Source organism: Bartonella alsatica (assembly GCF_013388295.1).
Lineage (GTDB): Bacteria > Pseudomonadota > Alphaproteobacteria > Rhizobiales > Rhizobiaceae > Bartonella > Bartonella alsatica.
Genome location: NZ_CP058235.1, coordinates 1,389,677 through 1,414,657, shown reverse-complemented (window position 1 = coordinate 1,414,657; position 24,981 = coordinate 1,389,677). Strand labels below are relative to the sequence as shown.

General features: G+C 34.3%; 18 protein-coding genes and 1 tRNA gene. 11 read left to right on the top strand and 8 right to left on the bottom strand.

Annotation, left to right across the window (positions count from 1 at the left end; all coding sequences use genetic code 11):
* Positions 1–1,236 precede the first annotated feature (1,236 nt).
* Positions 1,237–1,581: an efflux RND transporter periplasmic adaptor subunit gene (locus HWV54_RS07095; RefSeq protein ID WP_246271234.1), complete on the top strand. Its 345-nt coding sequence runs from the start codon at positions 1,237–1,239 to the stop codon at positions 1,579–1,581.
* Positions 1,582–4,099: 2,518 nt separating this feature from the next.
* Here the strand turns inward: HWV54_RS07095 and HWV54_RS05780 are convergent.
* Positions 4,100–4,174 (bottom strand) — tRNA-Gln (locus tag HWV54_RS05780).
* 909 nt (positions 4,175–5,083) lie between these two features.
* Between HWV54_RS05780 and HWV54_RS05775 the strand changes: the two genes are divergently transcribed.
* A complete protein-coding gene (locus HWV54_RS05775; protein ID WP_005865807.1) occupies positions 5,084–5,686 on the top strand; it encodes a superoxide dismutase in 603 nt (200 codons plus the stop codon).
* An 82-nt stretch (positions 5,687–5,768) separates the two neighbouring features.
* Here the strand turns inward: HWV54_RS05775 and HWV54_RS05770 are convergent, their stop codons facing one another.
* Positions 5,769–7,862 carry a S9 family peptidase gene (locus HWV54_RS05770; protein WP_005865809.1) on the bottom strand — a complete coding sequence of 698 codons (2,094 nt, stop codon included), beginning with the start codon at positions 7,860–7,862 and terminating at the stop codon, positions 5,769–5,771.
* An 880-nt stretch (positions 7,863–8,742) separates the two neighbouring features.
* On the opposite strand from HWV54_RS05770, the gene HWV54_RS05765 reads away from it, so the two are divergent.
* Positions 8,743–9,180 (top strand): Ros/MucR family transcriptional regulator, encoded by a 438-nt coding sequence (locus tag HWV54_RS05765; RefSeq protein WP_005865811.1) that lies wholly within the window; start codon positions 8,743–8,745, stop codon positions 9,178–9,180.
* A gap of 105 nt (positions 9,181–9,285) precedes the next feature.
* Here the strand turns inward: HWV54_RS05765 and HWV54_RS05760 are convergent, their stop codons facing one another.
* Entirely contained in the window at positions 9,286–9,696 is a 411-nt protein-coding gene (locus HWV54_RS05760) for a SufE family protein (protein WP_005865813.1), read from the bottom strand.
* A 152-nt stretch (positions 9,697–9,848) separates the two neighbouring features.
* On the bottom strand, positions 9,849–10,178 hold the full coding sequence (locus HWV54_RS05755) for a DUF5330 domain-containing protein (protein ID WP_005865815.1): 330 nt from the start codon (positions 10,176–10,178) through the stop codon (positions 9,849–9,851).
* Between the two features lie 893 nt (positions 10,179–11,071).
* On the opposite strand from HWV54_RS05755, the gene HWV54_RS05750 reads away from it, so the two are divergent.
* The gene (locus tag HWV54_RS05750; protein WP_005865817.1) at positions 11,072–11,917 is read left to right on the top strand and encodes a peptidoglycan-binding domain-containing protein; all 846 of its coding nucleotides are present in this window, start codon (positions 11,072–11,074) and stop codon (positions 11,915–11,917) included.
* Positions 11,918–12,346: 429 nt separating this feature from the next.
* Here HWV54_RS05750 and ppdK read toward each other — a convergent pair whose 3' ends face one another.
* From ppdK to HWV54_RS05735, 3 genes are all read right to left on the bottom strand, one after another.
* On the bottom strand, positions 12,347–15,013 hold the full coding sequence (ppdK, locus tag HWV54_RS05745) for a pyruvate, phosphate dikinase (protein ID WP_005865818.1): 2,667 nt from the start codon (positions 15,011–15,013) through the stop codon (positions 12,347–12,349).
* A gap of 186 nt (positions 15,014–15,199) precedes the next feature.
* On the bottom strand, positions 15,200–15,856 hold the full coding sequence (locus HWV54_RS05740; RefSeq protein WP_005865820.1) for a DsbA family protein: 657 nt from the start codon (positions 15,854–15,856) through the stop codon (positions 15,200–15,202).
* Positions 15,857–15,941: 85 nt separating this feature from the next.
* Entirely contained in the window at positions 15,942–16,442 is a 501-nt protein-coding gene (locus HWV54_RS05735) for a DUF721 domain-containing protein (RefSeq protein WP_040296394.1), read from the bottom strand.
* Between the two features lie 165 nt (positions 16,443–16,607).
* Between HWV54_RS05735 and mutY the strand changes: the two genes are divergently transcribed.
* On the top strand, positions 16,608–17,714 hold the full coding sequence (mutY, locus tag HWV54_RS05730) for an A/G-specific adenine glycosylase (protein WP_005865824.1): 1,107 nt from the start codon (positions 16,608–16,610) through the stop codon (positions 17,712–17,714).
* 220 nt (positions 17,715–17,934) lie between these two features.
* Here mutY and HWV54_RS05725 read toward each other — a convergent pair whose 3' ends face one another.
* On the bottom strand, positions 17,935–19,071 hold the full coding sequence (locus HWV54_RS05725; protein ID WP_005865826.1) for a site-specific DNA-methyltransferase: 1,137 nt from the start codon (positions 19,069–19,071) through the stop codon (positions 17,935–17,937).
* A gap of 329 nt (positions 19,072–19,400) precedes the next feature.
* Between HWV54_RS05725 and HWV54_RS05720 the strand changes: the two genes are divergently transcribed.
* From HWV54_RS05720 to thrC, 6 genes are all read left to right on the top strand, one after another.
* Positions 19,401–20,102 carry an HAD family hydrolase gene (locus HWV54_RS05720; RefSeq protein ID WP_005865828.1) on the top strand — a complete coding sequence of 234 codons (702 nt, stop codon included), beginning with the start codon at positions 19,401–19,403 and terminating at the stop codon, positions 20,100–20,102.
* Positions 20,103–21,072: 970 nt separating this feature from the next.
* Positions 21,073–21,426: a hypothetical protein gene (locus HWV54_RS05715; RefSeq protein WP_005865830.1), complete on the top strand. Its 354-nt coding sequence runs from the start codon at positions 21,073–21,075 to the stop codon at positions 21,424–21,426.
* A 123-nt stretch (positions 21,427–21,549) separates the two neighbouring features.
* Positions 21,550–21,909: a hypothetical protein gene (locus HWV54_RS05710; RefSeq protein WP_005865832.1), complete on the top strand. Its 360-nt coding sequence runs from the start codon at positions 21,550–21,552 to the stop codon at positions 21,907–21,909.
* 303 nt (positions 21,910–22,212) lie between these two features.
* Positions 22,213–22,485, top strand: coding sequence for a hypothetical protein (locus HWV54_RS07090; protein WP_245256316.1), 273 nt, complete (start codon positions 22,213–22,215; stop codon positions 22,483–22,485).
* 108 nt (positions 22,486–22,593) lie between these two features.
* Positions 22,594–22,944, top strand: coding sequence for a hypothetical protein (locus HWV54_RS05700; RefSeq protein WP_005865836.1), 351 nt, complete (start codon positions 22,594–22,596; stop codon positions 22,942–22,944).
* Between the two features lie 632 nt (positions 22,945–23,576).
* Positions 23,577–24,974 (top strand): threonine synthase, encoded by a 1,398-nt coding sequence (thrC, locus tag HWV54_RS05695; RefSeq protein ID WP_005865838.1) that lies wholly within the window; start codon positions 23,577–23,579, stop codon positions 24,972–24,974.
* The last annotated feature ends 7 nt before the right edge of the window (positions 24,975–24,981 follow it).

Genomic DNA, 24,981 nt, shown 5'->3' with positions numbered 1-24,981 from the left:
TATTGGTCGGTTCTTTTTTACGTCGCCAATTACGCCATACCTTCACTCCCTGCAAGTAGCCCATCAATCTCATCTCATCAAAAGTTTTATCAATCTTGAAACTATCAAAGTGCATGTGAAAGAACCAGACGATACAACACGTACGCAAAAAACTTTAACTCGTAATTTGGATCAAAGCATCACAACTGCTAAATTGCATCTTCTAAATGGAGCCATGAGTCACATTTTTAGCGATCTTTTCACCATTTTTGTTATTTTTTTGGTGCTCAAGCAGTTTTTCAAAATCAAATCACGCTAGGGCAATTTATTGCCTTTTATCTTTTCGCTAGCTAATATTTCTGGTCCTATATTAAGCCTTGCCTCTTTATGGAAAGAATGGCAACACCTAAAAATTTTTCGTCTTCGTTTGGGTGATATTCTTAACTCCCCATGAGGATGGGAAGAGGAGAAACTTACCCCTTCAGCTTATCAAAATGCCTTATTTTGAAGCCAACCATATCTGTTTTTCTTATAGAGATAAGCCAATTATTAACTATCTTGATATCTGTTTACGTCTTAGGCATCCCATTATGTGACTTGGTTCTTCAAGCTGTGGAAAATAAACTTTAGCAAAGCTATTTTGTGGTTTCTATTCTCCAACAAGTGAGTAAATATTGATTAAGAGCCAAGGCCTATAAAATTTTGATGTCCGTAGCATGTGTAAAAAAATCTCGTATTTTCCCTAAAATCCGTGCCTTCTTTCTAGAAGCATTCTTGAGAATATGTGTCTTGCAAAACCTGATGCCACCAAAGATGAAATCAACACTGCACTTTATGTTAGTGTTTGCTATGATTTAATCGCTTAATTGCCTCAAGGGCTTGAATACACAAATGGACGAGCAAGGTATTTTTTATCAGGTGAACAACGTTAACGCTTAGTATTAGCTTGTTCTTTCTGATAAAATACACCATTTTATCTTAAATGAACCTATTTCTGCATAAAATGATACTATCAGTGCACAGATTGTGGGCATTTATATAAGCTTTCGTAAAAGCACATCGTTCTTGTAAGTACTCACAAACGTGACCTTTTTCCTCAGCATGCAACCGTATTTAATTTTACTGATTTGAAAGCAAAAATAGTGGATAAGACTCCTCGCTTACGTCCTTTGTCACCAACACTTCACATGGTAGTTGCTGTTTTGATCGCTTTATTTCTTTTTATTGTAATTGGAAATCTTGTCACAAAAACAGAAATTGTTTCACAAGAGCAAAGAAGGTTATTCCCATAGCTTATATTCAACTGATTCAAGCACAAATATAGGTCGTATTGAGAAAATCCTCGTCAAAGAAGGACAACTTATTCATCAAGGCGATCTCCTTATCCAATTGGATCAACGCGAAGCACTCAATGAACGCGCAAGTGTTCAAGCGGATATCGCACCGCACACTCTTCAAGCACAAATCGCAGTAGCTATTTTAACAATTTTGAGTGAACGTGATGCTCTGGATAAAGACTTTGTAAGTAAAGGGTTTGCTTATCTGCAAATTCCTCCCTCCAGCAGTAAGACTGCAAAAACGGAAGGGAAAAAAACTCATTAGCGCTACTCTTCAATCTCTACAAGATAAATGAGCCCAATCTGATCGCGTCGTGCTCAGTGGTGCTACACAATATGCGTAATTGAATAAACTAGCAGATGATTATCAATTAAGCCAAGGCAAACTAAAAGCTGCCAAAAGCTTGATGGAAACAAAAGTCATTAGCCAAGCCACTTTATTTAGAGCGTTTACATGACCTTAAAAATGTGGAGCATGAAATTTTAACCAATCAAAAGCGTTCGGAAGAAAACGCCGCCGAAATAGATATTCTCCACCAGCAACGACAAAACCCCATTTCCGATGAAATTGCTCGTTATTAGCAATTTTCGTGCGAAACAGAATAATGTTTCAGAATTTAAAAGTAAAGCTTGACAGCACTCAATACCGCCGTGACCACTTATCACTCTATGCCTTCGTTGATAGACACATTAATGATTTAAGTATCCACACTTTGAGTGGTCTTGTAGAGGCAGGTAAATTTTACGTATTGGTTCTGACATGGGCGACCTTTATTGTTGAAACGTTTTTTGATAATCAAAACATTGTTTTTTTGGAAAGTAAGCAATGTGCTTAAGTAAAGTTTTCTGCCTTTCCACCTAAATGTTTCGGCTCTATTTACAGTACAGTAGTTAATGTGGGTGAGCTACGGCACGCCATGATAAAGAAATTAATGGTACCTACACTTCTTTGATCAAAATCAATCAAGATCATATCAGCTTGGATGGTAAAAAGCTGAAATTTATTCCCAAAATGACTGTGACAGCTGATGTTATTACAGAAAGACAGCCTTAATTTCTTATTCTTTGAGCCTATCACCAAAATTTTAGAATAATCCCTACAGGAAAGGTAATGTGTGTAAATGAAAAATTATCGGCCATTCTCTTACAGCTTTGAGAATTTTATCGTTTTAATACGTCCCCCTTATATCGCCATTGGCGAATTTGGGATATAGAATTCAATATAGGATCAGCCTTACAAACTGGGTAATACAAGCTCTATAAAAATGAGTGCGAAGAATTTTATGCCTTTGTTATTTGAGCTTTTTTAGACGAGAAAAATCAATCAATCTATACTTGAGAAGGGCAAGCCTTTGCCTGATACTAATTAGCGAGATGGAGAATAGATGTGGTCTACTGATTGCGTAGCGCCCCATGGACATGCTGCTGGTATGGTATATGACATGCAGTAGCATATGTTTCCCAACCAGAAGTATTACTATGCTATTCGGCGTAATGAAGATGATGAGGCACAGAAAATCACCCATTGGTGTTGCTATAGAGTACAAAATCTATCCGCATAGCTTTTGTAAATCAATTGAAAATGAATTATCTGAGTCTTCCCTCTCCCATACACTCTTATGAATAAAATTTCTGAAAATCAATTATTGAGGGGATATTTTCTTATGATCAAACTGATTATATTGTCTAAAGGCGCTACTACGGGTGATATTTTTAGCGTAACATCTTGATATGAAGGGTTATGGTTAGCTTGGCGGATTGATTATGCTTTCTAAAACCTCTTGAAGCTTTGTCCTTGCCGCTTTACTTAAACGGACATCACGCCTTTTAAAACCCAAAGAATGAATTTGGAAACTATAATGCTGCAACCCTATTAAACGAGGAGAAAACTATCATAATGCTTCATAAATCAACAAGTTTTAAAGCTATTTTTATTTCCGCATAATGTACACTATCTTTCATCTAATCGTTGATTTAGCTGCTATTTAAACCATTGACTAAAGCATTTTATATGTAAAATTAATTCTCGTTATATCGCAACTTAAAGTTGTTAAGCAGTAGAGTAGCTGCCCAGATAAATATCACCACGATACAGGAAACCTTTTCAGCCCAAAAGATTGAAAGTGACATTGGTGCGTATTAAGATAGATCTCTTCATCCAAAGCGATCAAAAGAAGTGATAATTAAATACTGAAATCTAAACCATATGGATAGGGCGAAAAATATTAACGAAAAAATGATACTGGTACTGAAAATTTTAAAGAACCGAAAACAAAACAAAGGTTTAGAAACAATGTGGTGAGGATAGGTAAACGACCCTTAGAGGTATTGTGCTATAGTAAGATTGAATTGGTGCAATTGTTTCCTTTTATAAAAACCTCTTGGAGTGAATAACAAATATAGCAGAAACTAAAAAACAATACAGCAATTGATTAAGAAAGCGAGTAACACTCCGTCCAACAATGTAAGAGCAACAGTTTGACACTCAAAATACTTTTTGGCTTAACCAAGGATAATACGCCACTTTTACTACAAGAGCTGATAGGAACAAAATTCATAACAAAAACTTGTGCTCATTTACACTTCTAAATTTGCACTTCTAAAACGAAAAGCGTGTCCTCTGTCAATTATAAATATAAAGCGATTAGCAATTAAATCAGTTTAAAAACTACAAAAAAGCCCAGGATAGATGGAAAATAAGTTAAAAGACTCAGTAAATTAAATCAGTAAAATTAAAATTCCCGGACTTTTATATGATTGGCCTCATAATGTTTTACTAACACTGGCTGGGGTACCTGGATTCGAACCAGGGAATGCCGGTACCAAAAACCGGTGCCTTACCGCTTGGCTATACCCCAAAAGAACAACATGCCCACATCTCCCCCTGCGTACCTTATAGCGATTCCCGTGAGAGTGTGCAATATCTGAAAATCAAAGCTCTTATTTTTTAAAAGTTTTCAAGTCTTGTTCATGTCATATTGATGCAAAATTCGTAACAAAAACTTGTACGTATTTTATACATCTAAAACAAGGACTGATTACCTATTAGTTATTCTACATTTTTTGTATTGTGCCATTTTATCTTCTTATTCCATTTTCCACTGACAGCAAAAATTGAATTTGTATTTTTAACGTATTTAACAATCAGCACCGCCTATAGCCTATATATAGTGTCTTTTTTTAACGCATTCAAACCCAAAACCACTCAAATGAAATAATACATCATAAACGTATTATGATCATCGTAAAAAATCCTCTTTTTGGCTCATATGTGTAGAATGCCCATTATACTTGACTTACAAAATATTGTAGGTTTGTGCGAAAAAATCAATGGTATCTGCAAAAGAAAACTGCTTCTACTTCTTTGAAAAAATTATGATTTTCAAAAAATGGTATACTAGTAACGCAATAACTTAATAAAACTTTTGCAAAAATAGGTGAAGACATTTGCATAATATTGGATGTTGAAAAAAATTTAAATAATATATTACATAAACTGAGTGTTAATTACTTTTTACCCCTTAAAAGAAGATATTTGCGTTCTTCGTTAAGTGAAGAGTCTGTAAATTTTTGCAGAAACAAACTTATATAAACCCATGTCATTTTAATTGATTAAGAAAGTATAACCAGAAAAAGCAACTTTATGAAGAGATGATCATTAAAGTTAAATTGATACACACAATATTCAATGTTTGCTTTTAAATGCTGTAAATGGCAAATTAGATTCGCGGAGTGAGCTTAACAATTAGAATCGAGGAGATTTTTAGATGGCTTTTGAATTGGCCGAGTTGCCTTATGACTATGATGCCCTTTCACCTTATATGTCACGTGAAACGCTTGAATATCACCACGATAAGCATCATCTTGCTTATCTTACCAATACCAACAATTTTGTGAAAGATTTAGGCTTAGAAAATGAAAGCCTTGAAAATATTGTTAAAAATAGCTTTAAACAAAATATTAGTTTGTTCAATAATGCAGCACAATACTACAATCATAACCATTTTTGGCATTGGATGAAAAAAGGTGGTGGTGGTCAAAAACTGCCTGAAAAATTAGCAAAGGCTATTGAATCTGATCTAGGTGGATACGATAAGTTCCGAGCAGATTTTATTGCTACTGCCGGTGCTCAATTTGGTTCTGGATGGGCATGGATTGCTGTTAAAGATGGCAAACTTGAAATTATGAAAACTTCTAATGGTGAAAATCCTTTAATCTATGACGCTCAACCTATTCTGGGTGTTGATGTGTGGGAACATTCCTATTACATTGACTATCGCAATGCACGCCCCAAATATCTTGAAGCTTTTGTAGATAATTTAATTAATTGGGACTACGTTTTAAAACTTTATGAAAATTGTAAACTTTAAACTGTTTGCGTAATTTTGATATTGTATCAGTGGCTCCATAATTCATCGAGCTATGGAGCCCATGATAGAGTATAGATTCAAGTTAACAGAAATTTTTTCCCGCTATTTTTAAGATATATGCGTAAATATACGCGATTTCTTCCAACTTTGAAAAACGCCCAGCGGCCCCTGCATGACCTGAATCCATATTAATACGTAATAAAATAGTATTATTGTCTGTTTTTAAATCGCGCAATTTTGCCACCCATTTTGCAGACTCCCAATAAGTTACACGAGGATCAGTTAATCCTGCAATCGCAAGGATAGAAGGATATTTTTGCGCTTTGACATTATCGTAGGGTGAATAAGAGGCTATAAGATTATAATCTTCTTGTGATTCAAGTGGATTTCCCCATTCAGGCCATTCTGGAGGAGTTAATGGAAGAGAATCATCTAACATGGTTGTTAAGACATCAACAAAAGGCACATTCGCTACAATCCCAGCAAAATCCTGTGGAGCTATATTTGCGATAACACCCATCAACATTCCTCCTGCCGAACCGCCGTGGGCTATAAGCCTGTCATGAGCAGTGAATTTATTGTTTACAAGATAGCGTCCACAAGCAATAAAATCTGTAAAGGTGTTATATTTAAAGAGATGTTTTCCTTTTTCATACCACGAGACTCCTTTTTCTTTTCCTCCACGAATATGGGCAATAGCATAAATAAAACCTCTATTAACTAAAGAAAGTACATTACTATTAAAACTGGCAGGTATAGAGATGCCATAGGCACCATAACCATAGAGGAGACAAGGCGCATCGCCATTGAGAGTCGTAGTTTTATGATAAAAAAGTGAGATAGGGATTTTCTCACCATCTTCTGCTGTTGCCATAATACGCCGTGTTATATAGTCGTCTTTATTATGTCCCGAAGGAATTATTTGCGTTTTTAAGAGAATTCGTTTGCGACTTTTTATCTCATAATCAAAAACTTGATCAGGTGTTGTCATAGATGAATAGGAAAAGCGAATAGTTTTGCTATCATATTCTGCCGCACCTTGTAGTCCTAAGGAATAGGCTTCTTCTGTAAAAGAAATGGAATGAATTTCTTGAGTAGTACGCTCCATTATTTTTATACGAGGAAGCCCTTCAAAACGTTCAAGCCAGATAAGAAAATCTTGATAAGCATCATGAGATAGTATTAAGCATCCAAGCTGGTGTGGTACAAACTCAGACCAATTTTCTGACTGTGGAGATGTGTATGGCGCTACCATAATTTTGAAGTCTTTTGCATTATCTAAATTAGTAAGAATGTAAAAAACATCACCACCTTCTGTAAGTGAGTATTCAATACCTTTTTGTCGCTTGCGTACACATTGAGGAGCTGTAAATGGTGCTTCAGCAGAGATCAACCAAATTTCTGACGTTTCATGATCATGAATGTTAATATAAATAATATCATTAAGCTTAGAACCACTTATATGTAAGAAAAATCCTGGATTATTCTCACGAAAAATGAGCTTATCTTGTGATTGTTCAGTGTTTAATCGGTGATAATAAAGCTCTGAAGGACGGTGGTTTGCATCCATCTTAGTATAGAAAAAACCTTCAGATTTAGCATCCCACACAATCTGTCCAGATGTATCAGTAATTGTATCCGTATAATCAAACAATGTTTCTAAATTGCGAATTTTAGCTTTGTAAAACTCTGATCCTTTGTCATCATAGGTCCATACAACATGTGTGTGATCAGGAGATTCTTGAACTGAACCAAAATTGAAATATTCCTTACCTTCAGCTAAAGCATCACCATTCAGGTACACGTTTTTTTCTCCTCCATTCCTTGGGGTCCGAAAATAATGTGGTTGCTGTCCTCCGGTAACATAAGAAAATCCATAAGCAAAAGGACCACGCTTTACAGGAACTGAACTGTCCTCCTCTAGGAGGCGGCTTTTCATTTCAGCAAAAAGCAAATCTTGTAATGACTTTGTGTCAGCCATTTGAGCAGTTTGATAAGCATTTTCTTTTTCAAGATGATTCCTAATCTTTTCATCAAGACAGCTAGGATTTTTAAAAACATCTTGCCAATTAGATGCACGTAACCAATGATAGGGATCATCACGACAAATACCGTGATACATTTTTTGATAAACAATTTTGGAAGCTTTGGGAGGAAGTACAAAAGAGCCGGTCATACACGATCCTATGTTAAAAGTATTGAGGATTTCGCTTATATGTTAGAATCATATCATTTATGCAAGAGCATATTTTCGTAAGTTCCACTTGTGTGTAAAATATAGCTGCAATAATTTCCACCCTTGCATTATATATTACCATTATCATATACTACGAGTATTGCCTTCTATGAAGATAAACTCACTTTTATAGAAATGACAAGCTAAAGAAAATGAGGCTATTTGATAGCAGAATTAAAATTTTCTTCAAATAGTGGAATTGACTTTTGGACATAATAATCAAAATTTATTTTAGGAATATATAAAAAATATTAGTATTATAATCTGAAAACGAAAAGCGTTTTCTGTGCCATGCTGATATGTGAGTTTATATTATTCTGTTATATTTTCATATATTGTTATTTTTTACTTTATTCACCGTATTTTTCAGTTTTAAAAATCTTTTGATTTACTTTTTGTTTTCAATAAATCACTCTTAATAGATAAATTTATAATCTAGAAAAAAATTATAAATTTAAAAATATAATTTAATTTTTAAATTTATATTTTTATATTTAATAGAGTTATTTCTTTGTTTGCTACAAAATACATAAATTGGTACTATATTATTTTTACAGTTATGATATACTTTATTCTATACGTGAAATTTTATAGAAAAAACTATATTCTAATAGGTAAGAAGTCGGTTCTTCTTATTATATATTATGACGAAAAAGAGGTATTTATTTGATTTTTTTGTGTTTTGGCAATTTTATAGAATAATTGAATTGACAAAAAAGATTTTTGTACAATATGAAATCCATGCGCGTGAGATCTCTGTATCATGAGTATGCGTGCTGTATTTCGATTTTAAATTACTCGTTAATTAAAGGAAACAAGAATGGAACATCGTCCAGTCTTAGAGACTGAAAGCAATATAGTTATTACATTGGTTGCTAATATTGTTGCTGCCTACGTAAGTAATAATTCTATCCGACCGACTGAAGTGCCAAGTTTGATTGCTGATGTCCATGCTGCTTTTCGTAAAGCAGGGAATGCAGAATTAACAGAAGTCGAAGTTGAAAAGCAAAGGCCTGCTGTTAACCCAAAACGCTCGATCTTTCCGGATTATCTTATTTGCCTTGAGGATGGGAAAAAGTTTAAATCTTTAAAGCGTCATCTCATGACGCATTATGGCATGTTGCCAGAAGAATATCGTGAAAAGTGGCAGTTGGATAGTTCTTATCCTATGGTGGCTCCTAATTACGCAAAAGCGCGATCAGCTTTAGCAAAAGAAATGGGGCTTGGGCGTAAAAGCAAACGGAAAAAAAACAAATAATTGTATTCTTCAAAGAAGTAGGTACCTATGGTGTATAAAAGTGCTTTTTATAGGGGGTGCGTTTTCTGTGAAGAATTTATATAGTTTTTGCTACGAGATGTTTATTTATACATAACCCTCGTTACGGATCCGTTCAATCATTGATTTAAGACCATTGGATCGTTGTGGTGTAAGGTTTTCGTTTAAACCAAGTTTTTTAAAGAGTCCTTCAGCATCAGCGTTGCGAATTTCAGAGGCTTTTTTGCCTGAATAGAAGGCAAGAAGAATGTAAATAAGCCCACGCACAATATGAGCATCAGAATCACCTTGAAAAGTTATTATTGGATTTTCTGAATCAGAACGTGAAGATAAAAGCCATACTTGACTAACACAGCCAGGTACTTTGTGAGTATCGTTTCGAGCACTTTCAGGAAAAGGCGGCAATCCTTGGCCAAGTTCAATCACATAACGATAACGATCTTCCCAATTATCCAAAAAAGAAAAGTTTTCTATAATATCATCGATCGTTTCTGTCATAATTTCAATCCTGTTCTGTTTTAATGATCATATTGAATGCAATTTTTGACAGATAAGTGCTTATTCTTCTTAGCATAATCCAATGATGAGCATTAAAATTTTTATTTCAAGATAATGCTTTTTGTTTTTGTGTAAACTTTTGCGTCCCTATCTTACTTAGGAATAACATCTGGGGAAGCTACCATATTCTTGTTATCCAATATACGTCCCCAATATTCGTAAGCTGCTCTTGCACCATACCATGCACGTTCACTAAGTGAACTTAAAAAGGACTTTCCAACTTCACAGGCTTTTATATTACGGTCACAGAACTTACCTAAATCATTTAAAGCATCCTTAAAAGCAATAATCACATCACTGGTTTTTGTCTCACTATTTCTTTGGGTAGAGGAATGATTACTGCTCGGCTTTGCTATAAAAAATGAAATGATGACAAAAACAAAAAACAAAAAAAATAATAATTTGATTAAAAAACGTATCATAAGCAATCAATGTACCACAGTTGTAAATGAAACAAAAACAGTAATCTATACTCTTCTTCTTTATAAAAAATTTATAAAATAATATCTTATAAAATTAGGCATTTATTTAGCAAATTTACATTATTCATGATAAAACTGTCCAAAGAAGAAGTATTGATACTTTCATTTAAAAATTAACATTAAAATTGCATAGCCAAAAAAACATTGAAAATATGCAAGCTTACACTCAATTACGATATATAATGAAGGCAAATATACTGTGATAAAAATATCCCTAGTAATCATAACAATGCATAAGGATTACGATACTGCATAATAAACGTTGTAATTTTCTATTTTATAAAAAATTATTAAGAATTAAGCAGTTAGCCTATTCTCTCGCAGATATTTTCAAAATCACTTTTGTTAACACTTATGAAATTTATTGAACATTAAGAGTAGATTCATATTAAAATATAACTCTCTCTGTACATGTGAAATATTTAAAAAGAATATAACACTACTATCAGCTCTACAGCGTAATAAGCAAATGTGTTTTTAACTTAATTTCAAACACTATCAAATATATTAGGCAAGAAAAATGAGAAAATGACGAAGCACCTTTCAGTTTGATGATGATATATGGCGATGTGATTTAAAAACGTAAAAATAGTACAGTTTAGTTGGAAGTTCTTTTTATATGTACATAAAAATGCTATAAAATATAAAACTAAGAAAATTAAATGAGGGCTATTGTTAAGTTATCAGTTTATACATTTATATGACAACCTTATTTATACAATTTGTAAAGAGAAGACAACGATAGAGATACAACTCCCTCTGGCTGGTAGTAAGAATAATTCATATTCGTTTCTGTGTGAGAAACAATCGCAATTGGAATAAAAATAAAAATAATGACAAAAAAACGAAAGATACGCAGAATAAAAAATGTAAAAAAACGTAAATATTATAGTAGTATTATCATAACGTTTTTTCTTATGAGCGGTCATTTTCTTTTTTGGATAGCAAAAAAATTATATTTTTACACACGCAAAAATACTTTTTTTTTCGTTGGAGCTTTTCTTTTTATCATTAGTTTTGGATTTGTTTCATTTAACGCTTTATTTTTGCAAATGGTAATGCACCAGAATTTCGTTACTAAAATACAGTCCACATTTGATTCAGAGATAGGGGGAAACTTTACTTTATCCGAAAAAGAAGCAAAACTTCATGCAGATTCTCGTGTTACTTCCATACCTTTTTCAAGTCAACTACGCAAAAATTCATCTTCGCATTCTCTGTCAGAAAGTTTATTGAGAATACAAAAGAAGTTGGCAAAACTAGGACTTTATGATGGTCCTTTAGATGGGATTGAAGGCCCTAAAACGCGTCGTGCTATAGCGCTATGGAAACAACAAGTCACTCAGGAGACGCAAAATAATATTTTATCCAACACTAAAACAGATGAGATTGCGGTATTAATTCAACAGAGCGAAATGGAAATGATAAATGAGAAAATAAAGACAAGAGGTATGCCGCGTTTAAAAAAAACTGTTTTTGAGCCTCTTGTAACAGATATTATACAAGTGCAAAAGGCTTTACGTATTTTTGGTAATCAGGAAGTTATTGTCACAGGTATAGAAGACCAAAAGACAATAGAAGCCTTAAAGCAATTTCAAAAAATGTTTGATCTTCCTATAACAGGCAAGGTTGATCATATAGTTTTGATAAAAATGCGTGAAATTGGTTTGTTGGATTGAAGGCGAACATCTAGTTGTAAAGTAAAAACTGAAAACGTAATGATAACATGCTATTCTATTTTATATTTTTTGCACAAATATATCAAAGATACGCTTTTCTTTTTTCTCCTCATACAGCTCAATAATGCATCCCGGAATTTTTTCCTTTTAGAAAAGAAAATGAAGAGTACGTACGACTTATTTTGTGTACCAAAGTTAATATATTGACTTACAAAGATAACTCTTCGTTTTAAACTTGGAATAAAACATCGAATATAATTACACTTTCTTGCCATACTCTTTTTAACATGAACCGAAAAGAGTTTTCGCTTGAACGTCATTAAAAAGATTAGTGCGTGGATAAAAATATTTTAAAAAGAAGTACATGTACTTCTTATGAATCATTTAAATATAAGAATAGCTGCCACGGAATGAAAATACCTCAAAACTTTATATCTTTTTTGCAATAGCTGACTGTGCTGCTGCTAAACGCGCAATTGGCACCCGAAAAGGAGAACAGGAAATATAATCTAGACCATTTTCTTCGCATAAAGCAATAGAAGCAGGATCGCCTCCATGTTCACCACAAATTCCCAATTTTATTTTTGCACGCTGTGAACGCCCACGCTGCACAGCAATAGAAATAAGTTCTCCAACTCCATCACGGTCAATGGATATGAAAGGATCTTGTTCTAAAAGTCCTTTTTGAACATATGTTGCCAAAAAAGGAGCAGAATCATCACGTGAAATTCCAAAAGTTGTTTGTGTCAAATCGTTTGTTCCAAATGAAAAAAACTCTGCAGTTTCAGCAATTTCATTTGCTCGAAGAGCTGCCCTTGGAAGTTCAATCATCGTTCCAACCATGTATTGAATCTTGCTTCCCTTTTCCTTCATTACTTCATCAGCCACCTGGTCAATACGAGCTTTTACAAAATCAAGTTCAGATTTTAACGCAACCAGCGGAACCATAATTTCAAGCATAACAGAAGATCCAGATTTTTTGGCAGCTTCTGCTGCTGCTTCAAAAATGGCCCTCGCTTGCATTTCTACAATTTCTGGATAAGTGATAGCCAAACGACATCCTCGTAACCCAAGCATAGGGTTAAATTCGTGTAACTGCTGCGCACGCTCAGCAAGCATTTCAGCAGAAACTCCCATAGCTGTTGCAACTTCAAGAATTTCTGTATTTGTTTTTGGCAAAAACTCATGTAACGGTGGATCTAGCAAGCGAATAGTAACAGGCAAACCACACATAATTTCAAACAATTCACTAAAATCTGAGCGCTGCATTGGCAAAAGTTTATCCAATGCTTTACGACGCCCGTTTTCATCATTACTTAAAATCATTTCACGCATAGCAATAATACGTTCACCAGAAAAAAACATATGCTCTGTACGGCAAAGTCCAATACCTTCAGCTCCAAAGGAACGTCCCATACGTGCATCAGATGGTGTTTCAGCATTAGCACGAACTTTTATACGCCGCATTCCATCAGCCCATTCCATCAACTTTGCAAAATCTCCACAAAGCTCAGGTTGCAACATTGCAACCTCTCCTTTAAAAATTTCTCCGCTTCCACCATCAATCGTAATGACATCACCCTTTTTAAAGTTTTGCCCTGAAGCAAACATTGTATTTGTATTATAATCAATCCGTATACTGCCAGCACCAGAAATACAGGGTTTTCCCATACCACGCGCGACAACAGCAGCATGACTTGTCATACCACCGCGCGTTGTTAAAATTCCTTCTGCAGCGTGCATCCCATGGATATCTTCTGGACTTGTTTCTATGCGTACTAAAATAACTTTACGACCTTCTGCGGAAGCAGTTTCTGCTTCTTCCGAAGTAAAAACAATTTCACCCGTTGCCGCTCCTGGAGAAGCAGGTAAACCACGTGCGACAACAAAACGTTCTGCTTTAGGATCAAGTGTCGGATGTAAAAGTTGGTCAAGTGATTTTGCATCAATGCGCATCACCGCCTCTTCACGACTTATCAACCCCTCCTCAACCATTTCAATCGCCATCTTTAAAGCTGCACGAGCCGTTCGTTTTCCTGAACGAGTCTGCAACATCCATAATTTACCTTTTTCAATTGTAAATTCGAGATCTTGCATATCCTGATAATGCTGCTCAAGCTTCTGTGCGATCTGACACAGTTTTAAAAAAGCCTCTGGCATAATCCTTTCCAAAGAGGGCTTATTTGAACCGGCAACAATACGCGCATTTTCTGTGATATTTTGGGGAGTCCGAATACCCGCCACAACATCTTCACCTTGCGCATTCACTAAAAATTCACCATAAAGTTCTTTTTTCCCTGTCGATGGATTACGTGTGAAAGCAACACCCGTTGCTGAATCTTCACCCATATTGCCAAAAACCATAGCTTGCACATTAACTGCTGTTCCCCAACTTTCAGGAATATTATGTAAACGACGATATGTGATTGCCCGTGCTGTCATCCAACTTGAAAAAACTGCCCCAATTGCACCCCATAGCTGCTGTTCAGGATCTTGTGGAAAAGGCTTCTTCAGCTTTTCTTCAACATATTCTTTATAAGAAATAACGATATCTTTCCAATCCGCTGCTGTCATTTCTGTATCAATATCATAACCATTGCGCACTTTCGCCTCATCAAGTATCTCTTCAAAATGCGAATGATCCAGTCCTAAAACAACATGAGAATACATTTGGATAAAACGTCGATAACTGTCATAAGCAAAGCGTTCATTATTGGCTTGTAAAGCAATCGCTTCTACAGTTTTATCATTCATACCAAGATTAAGTACTGTATCCATCATCCCTGGCATAGAAGTCCGTGCTCCCGAGCGAACAGAGAGTAAAAGCGGCCTTTTTTCGTTACCAAATTCACGTCCTGTTTGTTCGCCAATGTGTTGAAGTGCTTGTTTAACAGCTTCTTGTAGATCTTCTGGATATGACTTGTCATGCGCGTAATAAAAATTACAAACTTCTGTCGTAAGAGTAAATCCGGGAGGTACAGGCAAACCAAGACTACTCATTTCTGCCAAATTAGCTCCTTTGCCACCAAGAAGATTGCGTTCGTTCGCACTTCCTTCTGCATTGCTATCACCAAAACTGTAAACCCATTTTGTCATCGTATCAGTCCTCCTAATATCGTTATCAAAATATTATTTGATCCAGGCTAATCAACAAAAGCAATATTTCAATTGAAAATTGGCTAAACTAAAGAAAATCTTGCTTCATAAATGAGCAAAATCTATTCTCCTTGAAAAGGAGGATAACACCACAATAATCAATATCTACTTTTCTGAAGAGAAAATTTAGTTTTTAAGAAAATCATCAATCACCGAAAAAAAGGATTCTACAGACATTACACCTTCATACTTATTACCATTAATAAAAAAGGTTGGTGTTGCTGTCACACCAAGCTCTTTTCCACGCTCAAAAGATGCATTCACTTCATCTAAAATAGACTGGTTTTTCAGACAAGCGTTAAAACTTTCTTCCGTAAAACCTGCCATTAAGCCAAGTTTCTTCAATGGTGTCAGAGCATCCTGTCCCCAGACCCACTCCTGCTGTTTTTGAAATAAGACTTCTATCAAAGGAAAATAACGATCTTCTGGTGCACATCGTGCCAACATAAAACCTGCTGTTGCCCGAGGATCAAAAGCAAAATCTCGGAAGATAAGTTTTACTTTGCCTGTTTTGATATATTTTTTACGAATTTGAGGAAGTATATCATTATAAAAATACGCACAATGAATACATGTTAACGAAGCGTATTCAACAATTGTTACTGGCGCATTCGCTTCACCCTCAAACCGATCCTTCACTTTTGTCAATTGAAGAACTTTAGCCATATCAACAGTTGAAACTGGTTTAGTGCCACTAGCAATAACGACAGTTGCACTGATCTGTACAGTTGCCACTAAGAAAAAAATTACCCCGAAAGACAAAAAAGAACGACACGTTAGCATAAATAATACTTTTCTATTGTTATTAAACTAATTAAGAATCTAAAAATTCCTACATACCAAAGAGAAATATATAAAATATCTTGCTTTATCTATTATTTTTTTCTGCAAAAATGCAACAACCAAGTTCATAAAGTGATTGGCGTAAATTTTCATTTTCAACTTCCTCCAGCATTTTCTCTACATGTTTTTTATCTTTTTCACTCAGGTCTGGCTTCATCGGCAAATGATTTGTCAAAACAGATACACGTCTTTGCTCAATTTTAATACGATCAACAGCAACATACCCAAAAAAAACATTAACTCTGTGGAGTAATTCATCTGTTTCATGTATCAATTTTAAAGCAGCAGCCCCTTCACATGCCACAACAAGTGTTGCAGGTTGGAAAACTTCATCTTGAAACGCACGACGTTTCCAAATAATTTTAAGTGGTATTGTATGTTCACTAATATCATAACCTGCAATCTGCGGCCAATGTTCTAGAAGTGCTACATTCAGTCCTGTCCGTTTACGTAAAACTGGATCGAGCATTTTGGAGACCATCTCAGAAAGAGAGTAAAAATAACGTTTTTTAAATTGTTTGCTCATTTTTCTAAATCATATTCAGCCATGTACTAAATTATAACAATTTCTCTCAATCCAAAAACTATTCTTCTCCCAAATACCTTATCAAATATCAACAAAATCATATTCACGCTTAACCTAAATCTCTATAAATTAAAAAGATAAAATAAACCATGAGTTATAAAACAAATGCTTTTTTCTTTTGCATTTTATATCTCCCTATGGTTGAAAATAATTATGCATGAAATTTCTTTGCAACTTCTCTCTTGGTACGATCAACAGCACCGGGATTTACCATGGCGCATTACCCCTAAAAAACAAGCACAAGGCATTCACCCTGACCCTTACCGAGTTTGGCTTTCTGAAATCATGCTTCAACAAACAACTGTCGAAACCGTGAAACCTTATTTTCAAAAATTTGTGAAACTGTGGCCTGACCTCGCTGCTTTAGCAAAAGCCTCACAAGATGATATCATGAAAGCATGGGCTGGACTAGGCTATTATTCACGCGCACGTAATCTTAAAAATTGTGCTAGACAGCTTGTTGAGAACTACGGAGGAAAATTTCCACAATCTGTAAAAGAATTGAGTACCTTATCTGGTATTGGAGACTATACTGCAGCAGCCATTGCCGCAATTGCTTTTAACCACCCTGTAGCAGTTATTGATGGTAATGTCGAACGCGTGGTAACCCGCTTATTCGCTATCGCATCAGTATTGCCAAAAGCAAAAGCTGAAATCAAAGAAAAAACACGAGAAATTATCTCTTTAAATCGCCCTGGCGACTTTGCTCAAGCAATGATGGATCTAGGAGCAACCATTTGTACACCACGTAAACCATCTTGTTACCTCTGCCCTCTTCAAAGTTTGTGCAAAGCAGCAAAGATGCAAAGAACAGAGTCTTTTCCAGTTAAAGCGCCTAAAAAAGAACGCCCTTCAAAAACTGGTGCTGCTTTTGTTGTACTTAATGAAAATAATCAAATATATCTGGAAAAACGACAGGGCCAAAAACTCCTAGGTGGAATGACCCAAATTCCTAACAATATCGGAATAAACAACGAAAATGGACTTCAAAATGCCCCCTGCACCGCCAACTGGCAATTTAAAGGACAAATTACACATGTTTTTACCCACTTTTCTCTAAAACTCAACGTTTATTATACCAATAGCATTCACGAAATGAATCGTGAAAATGGCTGGTGGTGCGACATCCAGCATCTTGCCGAAGAAGCACTTCCTACAGTCATGAAAAAAGCCATTGCTTTAGCGATTCCAGATTCCTTTAGATTAAAATAATTCTCATAACTCAAAAAAATGAATTTTTTAGTTCCATTCTCATTTCATACCCTCTTTATGATGAATCAGAAAAAGATTCACTTGCTACATTATAAGGACAATTGATGTATGCATAAAAAATGTTTGCAAAAGAAGTAAATACGCTTTTTTATAAATTGTCTTAATACAAAAAAATAACATTAAGAACTGGTAAATATAATAATGCTGCCCGTTTGGTACTTTATAGAACACCTGTTTTTAACATCTGTGAACGTATTATCATTCTTAAATTATTTATAGACTTCAATCGTCCGTTTTCTTCATAATACCAAAATGTCCAACCATTACAGCTTTGTGAATCCTGAGCCTTTCGCCCCATTGCATGAATAGAACCAGCTTCTCCACCATGCATGATCGTACCATCAGCCCTTACTATAGCAGATAATTGCTTCTTGCGATCATAAAGAACTTCTCCAGGATAAAGTAAACCTGCTTCAAGTAAACTGTTAAATGCTACACGCGGTTCTGCTTTTTTTCTATCTAAAATTGCCAATTCTGGTTTGTCTAAAGGTTTAACCGCAGCAATCCTCTCACATGCCGCATCAATGTAATCTTGTTCTCGTTCAATACCCACAAAATCACGCCCCAAAAATTTAGCCACAGCGCCTGTTGTTCCCGAACCAAAAAATGGGTCAAGAATAATATCACCAGGCTTACTAGAAGCCATAATAATACGGGCTAATAATGCTTGTGGTTTTTGTGTTGGATGTAATTTACGCCCTGCCCCATCTTTTAGACGTTCAGCTCCAGTGCAAAGAGGAAAAAGCCAATCTGAACGCATTTGTAGATCTTCATTCGCAGCTTTTAAAGCATCATAATTAAATGTGTACTTTTTATCCTTTTGATCTCGAACAGCCCAAATAAGCGTCTCATGAGCATTTTGAAAGCGACGCCCCCGAAAATTAGGCATGGGATTATTTTTGCGCCAAATGATATCATTAAGCATCCAAAAACCTAAATCTTGTAATGCTGTACCAACTCGAAAAATATTATGGTAAGATCCTATAACCCAGATCGTCCCATTAGGTTTTAACACGCGGCGACACGCAAGCAACCATGCACGCGTAAAAGCATCATAAGCAGCAAAGCTTTCAAACTGATCCCATGCATCATCGACTGCATCAACAAGTGAGTAATCTGGACGATATAAAGCACCATCCAATTGCAAATTATAAGGAGGATCGGCAAAAATCATATCAACTGAATGTTTTGGAAGTTTTTCCAGTACTGTAATACAATCTCCCTTGAAAATTTTATTGCGCCATAGCGTCTGTGAGAGAGTACGAACAAAATCTTTTTGAAGCTGAATAACTGTCATGAAAAACCCAACGAAATGAACTGAATTTACCCTATAATCAACCAAAATAATTTATAGGCCCGCATTACTAATTCATATTTACAAAATAGAGTAAACGTATCGTTAAATTCCTGCAAAATTGATACTCATTTTTACTCTTTCAAAAAATTAAAGAAATTTCATATCAAAAAATTCCTATTTCTCTTTCCTTCAACGTACTGTTCCCATATCTTTTATTTTGTCCAATGAATAAGAATCACTTTCAGAGCATATTTTTATGAAATAAAATTCTCTCAATGGCATTTTTATAAAAGTTCTCAAGCTATAAATCACATGTAAAGGAATATCTCATGCCTCAAATAGATCTCATTATTTTTGATTGTGATGGAGTTTTAGTAGATTCTGAATATCTCGCAGCAAAAATTGGATCTCAATTACTTAAACAAACAGGATATGAAATATCACCTGGAGAATTGAGTAAGCGTTATGCAGGGCTTATCTTTCGAGATATTCTTCAACAAGTTGAACAAGAAACAGAAAAACCAATTTCCGCTTATCTTATAGATCAAATGTCAAATCTTTTTCGAGCACAGATAAAAACTGAGTTACGTGCTATTGATGGTATAAGAGAAATATTAGAAATTATTCAAACTCGTTATCCGTACTGTATTTGCTCAAATGCAAAGAGCGTGGATATAAAAGAAATGCTCATTACTGTTGATCTTTATGATCTTTTTGATGATAAAGATAAAATATTTTCTGCCCCTGAAGTTGGAACGAAAAAAACTAAACCAGCCCCTGATGTTTTTCTTTTTGCCGCCCAACAATTACATGCAAAACCGTCAAACACTATTGTTATAGAAGATTCACTTCATGGTGTACATGCTGCAACAGCAGCAGGCATGCGCGTCATTGGCTTTACTGGAGGATCACACAGTTACTTTGGCCATTCTAATGCACTTGCAGAAGCCGGTGCTGAAACAGTTATCGCCAAACATGCTCACTTGAGTAAAGTCTTAGAAGCAATGGCAACATGGCAAGATTTATCATAAAAGATCTCTTGAACACATTTCAGCTAATAAACTCTCTCAATCTGTTTCTATCAATATGCTTTCACTTCGACTAAGGCAAATCTATAAATGCTATAACACAACTGCATTGGCTAAGGATGATAAATAACTCGCGTGTATCATTGTCATAATTTATCAATCTTTTCTCTACCCAATTTAGATTCTATATTATTTTTATGAAAAAACTATACTTTTGCTTCGTAACCATAACAAAACACAAAATTGATATAATTGAGAATGAAGCATACTCTTTCTTTCAATAATAATAGTATGGGCAAACACACCAATCGGATAAGCTCTAAATATGGTCTTTGAGTATAAAATCTGTAACAACTGTTATTATGAATAAAATTTCTACCGTTAATTCTAACATTTATTAAAAAAATTATTTGCTAATCAAGACTTCACAGTTTTTATACCTCTTTCTTACTACACATTGGATAATAAACAGAGAACTATCAATCTAACTACAAATATTTTTTAATACAGTTTAAGAAATCTCATTTATAGCTAATAATTAAGATTTACTCATTGTATGATACTATCCTTATACAATAATAAAGACTACTCATACGACTTATTATGTAATTCTCTACATGAAAAAATATTTTTAATGCAGACTTGAAGAATAACTTTAATAGCTTTCTTCTTTATGATAAACTTATCTAACTACCACTTTTTGGTAAATTATAATTTTATATATATTACATCTTTAGTAAATTTTCCAACATACTTTATATAAGATAAGATAAAATTTATAATCTTTTTATCTATATCCAATAAAATACATAGTGTTCACATTTTCTTGTTGACTATAAATTTATAATGGATTATACTGCTAGAGGTGGCGAAATTTATAGATACGATTTGTATTTATTTAGGACATCATCATGCATCTTCAGATGCATCTATCTCTAATGCTAGTAAGGTAGAAAATAAATGAGGTGGAATTATGGCAAAAGTATTTAATGTAACCAATATTTTTATAGTCGTTGCTTTTTTTCTTTCTCAAATTGCTAATGTTAACGCACATTACTTGAGAAACATTCCTCAAAAAGAGGAAGTTGTTGATTACGTAATGGAAAAAGCAGAAAACATGGCGCCTAAAGTAGTTATGACAACCGCTTTCTCTATTCCAACTGTAAACTATGGAACGACACACGGAACTTTCTTTGAAGGAAAAATTGAAAAAGTAGTTGAACTTGTTACGATAGGAACGGGGCTGTTGATTACCGGATACGTAATAAGCTTTATAAGCTCTGTAATAGGATGGATAAAGGATATAACAATAATGCTTAAAACGTAGTGTTATATTATTATTCTTCATGTATCAAACCAGTAATTAATCAGCTCTTCATCTTTAGGTAATTAACAAAGTTAATTAGCTTACCGCCCTTAAGGGTATGTAGAAAATAAATGAGGTAAAATTATGGCAAAAGTATTTAAAAATTATGTATTTAATATTTTTATAGTTGTTACTTTTTCTCTTTCACAAGTGGTGAATGTTAATGCAAATCAGTTGAGGAACAGTACGCAAAAAGATAGTATTTCTATATCCGTAACGGAACATACAAGAGAAAAAGCAACAAACATGACTGCTATCTCTCTTCCAAACTTAACTTATCAAGCAAACAATAATACTACCTCTGAGGCAAAAATTGAAAATGTACTGCTTGAACCTATCACATTAGGAACGTTTGGTGCTGGAATATTGGCTGGTTATGGGACAAGTGTGGTGGGCATGTTTTTAGGATGGATAATAAAAACCATAGTAGAAGCCTTCCAATAATACTATGATAATTATACTTTATGTTCTTTATTCTTAACCAAAATAGATAGTAGACTTTCAAATAACGACAACGCGGACTCTGAACACTTACGTATCTTACGTTTACTAGATTCTGCATCTAATTATTCATTTTGGATAATAAAAAATAAATGAGGTAAAATTATGATAAAAATATTTAAAAATTATGTATTTAATATTTTTATAGTTGTTACTTTTTCTCTTTCACAAGTAGTGAATGTTAATGCAAATCAGTTGAGGAACAGTACTCAAAAAGATAACATTTCTGTCTCCGTAATGGAAAAAATGAAGAATACGTCACCTACAGCAACTAAGATAACCGCTCTCTCTGTTCCTGCTATAAGTTATGGAACCACAAGCAAGAATCCTATTGAAGGAAAAATTGAAAAGGTAGTTTTAGTTGAGACGATAGGAGTAGGGTTATTCTATGCCGGATACGTATTAAGTCTCATAGGCCTTATGATAGGACCCATAAAAGATATCATACAAGATATAATGACAGCGGCTAAATCCAAAACGGTTGATTCAGAAGGTATAACTACAATCTGGCTACCATAACATTTTAAGATCGCCTTATTATGCGTTTGAAATAATTATTTATAAAAACGCACAATAAGGCAACCATCTGCGGTTTATGTGCAAGTAGAAAATATTTGAGGTAAAATTATGATAAAAGTATTTAAAAATTATGTATTTAATATTTTTATAGCGAGTGTTTTTTTTCTATCGCAAAGTGTAAATGTTAATGCAAATTATTTGAAAAATGTTCCTCAGCGAGAAAATATGTCTGTTTCCTTAATGGAAACAGACAGGAAGAAAGAGATCAGTATAGCTGCTTTTTATGTTCCAAGTTCTAATTGTCTAGTAGAAAATGGAAAAGTTGTAAAAGTGTTTGAACCAATCACATTAACACTCGGTCTTTTTAATACTGTAGGAGCTTTAGGTTTTGGTTTCTTGACTGGAACTATTATGGGTCTCTTCACTCGAATACTTGGATGGTTAATAGGTGAAAACTAAAAAATCTCGCTATTTGATTATTTTTTCTTTTGTTAGAAATTTATTTTTTAAACTTGCAGCTTACCTTAAGTAATTTGGTAAGCTGTTTTTTATTTTATCCATGGATTTCTTTACTTATTATCAGTGATAGTGCTTAGCATAAATACAATTATTATTTACATGAAAATTGATCAGTTCAAATGCACGATGGTGGGCGCACACAATATCATAAAACTATCTGATAAATCCTCTAATATGAAGCATAGAATCTATTCTGAAACGACTAATTGTAATATTAGTATTTGATCATATAATAGCAAAAAACAGGTACCAGTAATTGAGTTTCTTACAAAAAGATCTTTTTGAGAAACAACATCCTGCATATCGATCAAAATATATAAACAAGTGAATAAAGTAACAAAATTATAAAATAAGCTGATAAATAATAAAGTTAAGTCATTATCCATAAACAAAACTTTTTTTGAATATTTAATGTGTTATATTACCGCACATGATAAGCCTCATTCCATCGTTTTTTGATTATCTATAAGCACAAGCAAATAAACTTCCATTCACTTAATAATTTAATATTATTAAAAACATTAAACATAACACTTCATCAGTTTACCGAAAATAAATGAAAGAAAAGATCTATGAAATATATCAGCACAAGAGGTAAGGCCCCTATTCTAGGTTTTATAGAAACGGTTATGACTGGTCTTGCCAGTGATGGCGGTCTTTACATTCCAGAAAAATTTCCTCAATTATCACCTGATACATTACGAACTCTCCGTGGACAATCTTACGAGACAATTGCTAAAACCATTCTTTGGCCCTTTGTGAACAATGAAATCGAATACCTATCCTTTGAGAAGATGATTGCAGAATCTTACGCTACCTTTCGTCATCCAGCAATCTGCCCGTTACTACAAATTGGTCCAGATGAGTTTATCCTTGAACTTTTTCATGGTCCTACCTTGGCATTTAAAGATATTGCAATGCAGTTTCTTTCTAGGTTGATAGATTATATTTTAATTAAACAAAATAAACGGGCAACAATTATTGGTGCTACTTCAGGTGATACAGGTGGTGCTGCGATACAAGCCTTTGCTGGAAGGAAAAATTCAGATGTTTTTATTTTGTTTCCTAAAGAACGCGTGTCACCTATTCAGCAACGACAAATGACCACCAATCAAAATGATAATGTTCATGCTATAGCTATTGAAGGAAATTTTGATGATTGCCAAGCGCTCGTTAAAGCAATATTTAATGACTATAATTTTCGTCAAAAAAGAGTACTTTCAGGAATTAACTCTATAAACTGGGCGCGTATTATGACGCAAATTGTTTATTATTTTTCATCTGCTCTTTCCCTAGGCGCTCCTGATCGATCTGTCTCATTTACTGTTCCTACTGGAAATTTCGGTGATATTTTTGCGGGCTATGTCGCTGCCCGGATGGGATTACCCATTGCACAATTGGTTATTGCAACAAATGATAATGATATCCTCGTACGTACATTAAACAGTGGTATTTACAAAACACGACCTATAACCTATACAACATCACCTTCTATGGATATTCAAATCTCTTCTAATTTTGAACGCTTATTGTTTGAAAGTAGTAATCGTGATCCAGTATGGATTCGTAATGCGATGGAAAACTTGAAACAAACAGGATGTTTTAATCTTGATGAAAAACAACTCAAAAATATTCGTTCTCTGTTTTGCGCTGGAAAAAGTAATATAGCTGAAACAGCACAAACAATTGAAAACGTTTATAAAGAAAGTGGCTATCTCGCTGATCCACATACAGCTGTTGCACTTAAAGTAGCTCGTGAATATAAAAAACCGCATATTCCAATGATTATTCTTGCCACTGCTCATCCCGCTAAATTTCCTGATGCAATCCAAAATGCCTGTGGTATTGATCCACCATGGACTTCTTGCTTGGATGGATTGATGGAACATGAAGAGTGCTTTACAACTCTTGCTAATGATGAAAAAATAGTAAAAAATTATATTTCTTCAAAATCACATGCATCTTATTAAGTTTAGA

Coding starts and splice junctions, on each gene's coding strand:
- thrC (WP_005865838.1), top strand. CDS start 23,577: ATGAAATATATCAGCACAAGAGGTAAGGCCCCTATTCTAGGTTTTATA.
- HWV54_RS05770 (WP_005865809.1), bottom strand. CDS start 7,862: ATGACCGGCTCTTTTGTACTTCCTCCCAAAGCTTCCAAAATTGTTTAT.
- mutY (WP_005865824.1), top strand. CDS start 16,608: ATGCTTTTTTCTTTTGCATTTTATATCTCCCTATGGTTGAAAATAATT.
- HWV54_RS05775 (WP_005865807.1), top strand. CDS start 5,084: ATGGCTTTTGAATTGGCCGAGTTGCCTTATGACTATGATGCCCTTTCA.
- HWV54_RS05725 (WP_005865826.1), bottom strand. CDS start 19,071: ATGACAGTTATTCAGCTTCAAAAAGATTTTGTTCGTACTCTCTCACAG.
- HWV54_RS05735 (WP_040296394.1), bottom strand. CDS start 16,442: ATGAGCAAACAATTTAAAAAACGTTATTTTTACTCTCTTTCTGAGATG.
- HWV54_RS05715 (WP_005865830.1), top strand. CDS start 21,073: ATGGCAAAAGTATTTAATGTAACCAATATTTTTATAGTCGTTGCTTTT.
- HWV54_RS05700 (WP_005865836.1), top strand. CDS start 22,594: ATGATAAAAGTATTTAAAAATTATGTATTTAATATTTTTATAGCGAGT.
- HWV54_RS05740 (WP_005865820.1), bottom strand. CDS start 15,856: ATGCTAACGTGTCGTTCTTTTTTGTCTTTCGGGGTAATTTTTTTCTTA.
- HWV54_RS05765 (WP_005865811.1), top strand. CDS start 8,743: ATGGAACATCGTCCAGTCTTAGAGACTGAAAGCAATATAGTTATTACA.
- HWV54_RS05720 (WP_005865828.1), top strand. CDS start 19,401: ATGCCTCAAATAGATCTCATTATTTTTGATTGTGATGGAGTTTTAGTA.
- HWV54_RS07090 (WP_245256316.1), top strand. CDS start 22,213: ATGAAGAATACGTCACCTACAGCAACTAAGATAACCGCTCTCTCTGTT.
- HWV54_RS05760 (WP_005865813.1), bottom strand. CDS start 9,696: ATGACAGAAACGATCGATGATATTATAGAAAACTTTTCTTTTTTGGAT.
- ppdK (WP_005865818.1), bottom strand. CDS start 15,013: ATGACAAAATGGGTTTACAGTTTTGGTGATAGCAATGCAGAAGGAAGT.
- HWV54_RS05710 (WP_005865832.1), top strand. CDS start 21,550: ATGGCAAAAGTATTTAAAAATTATGTATTTAATATTTTTATAGTTGTT.
- HWV54_RS05755 (WP_005865815.1), bottom strand. CDS start 10,178: ATGATACGTTTTTTAATCAAATTATTATTTTTTTTGTTTTTTGTTTTT.
- HWV54_RS05750 (WP_005865817.1), top strand. CDS start 11,072: ATGACAAAAAAACGAAAGATACGCAGAATAAAAAATGTAAAAAAACGT.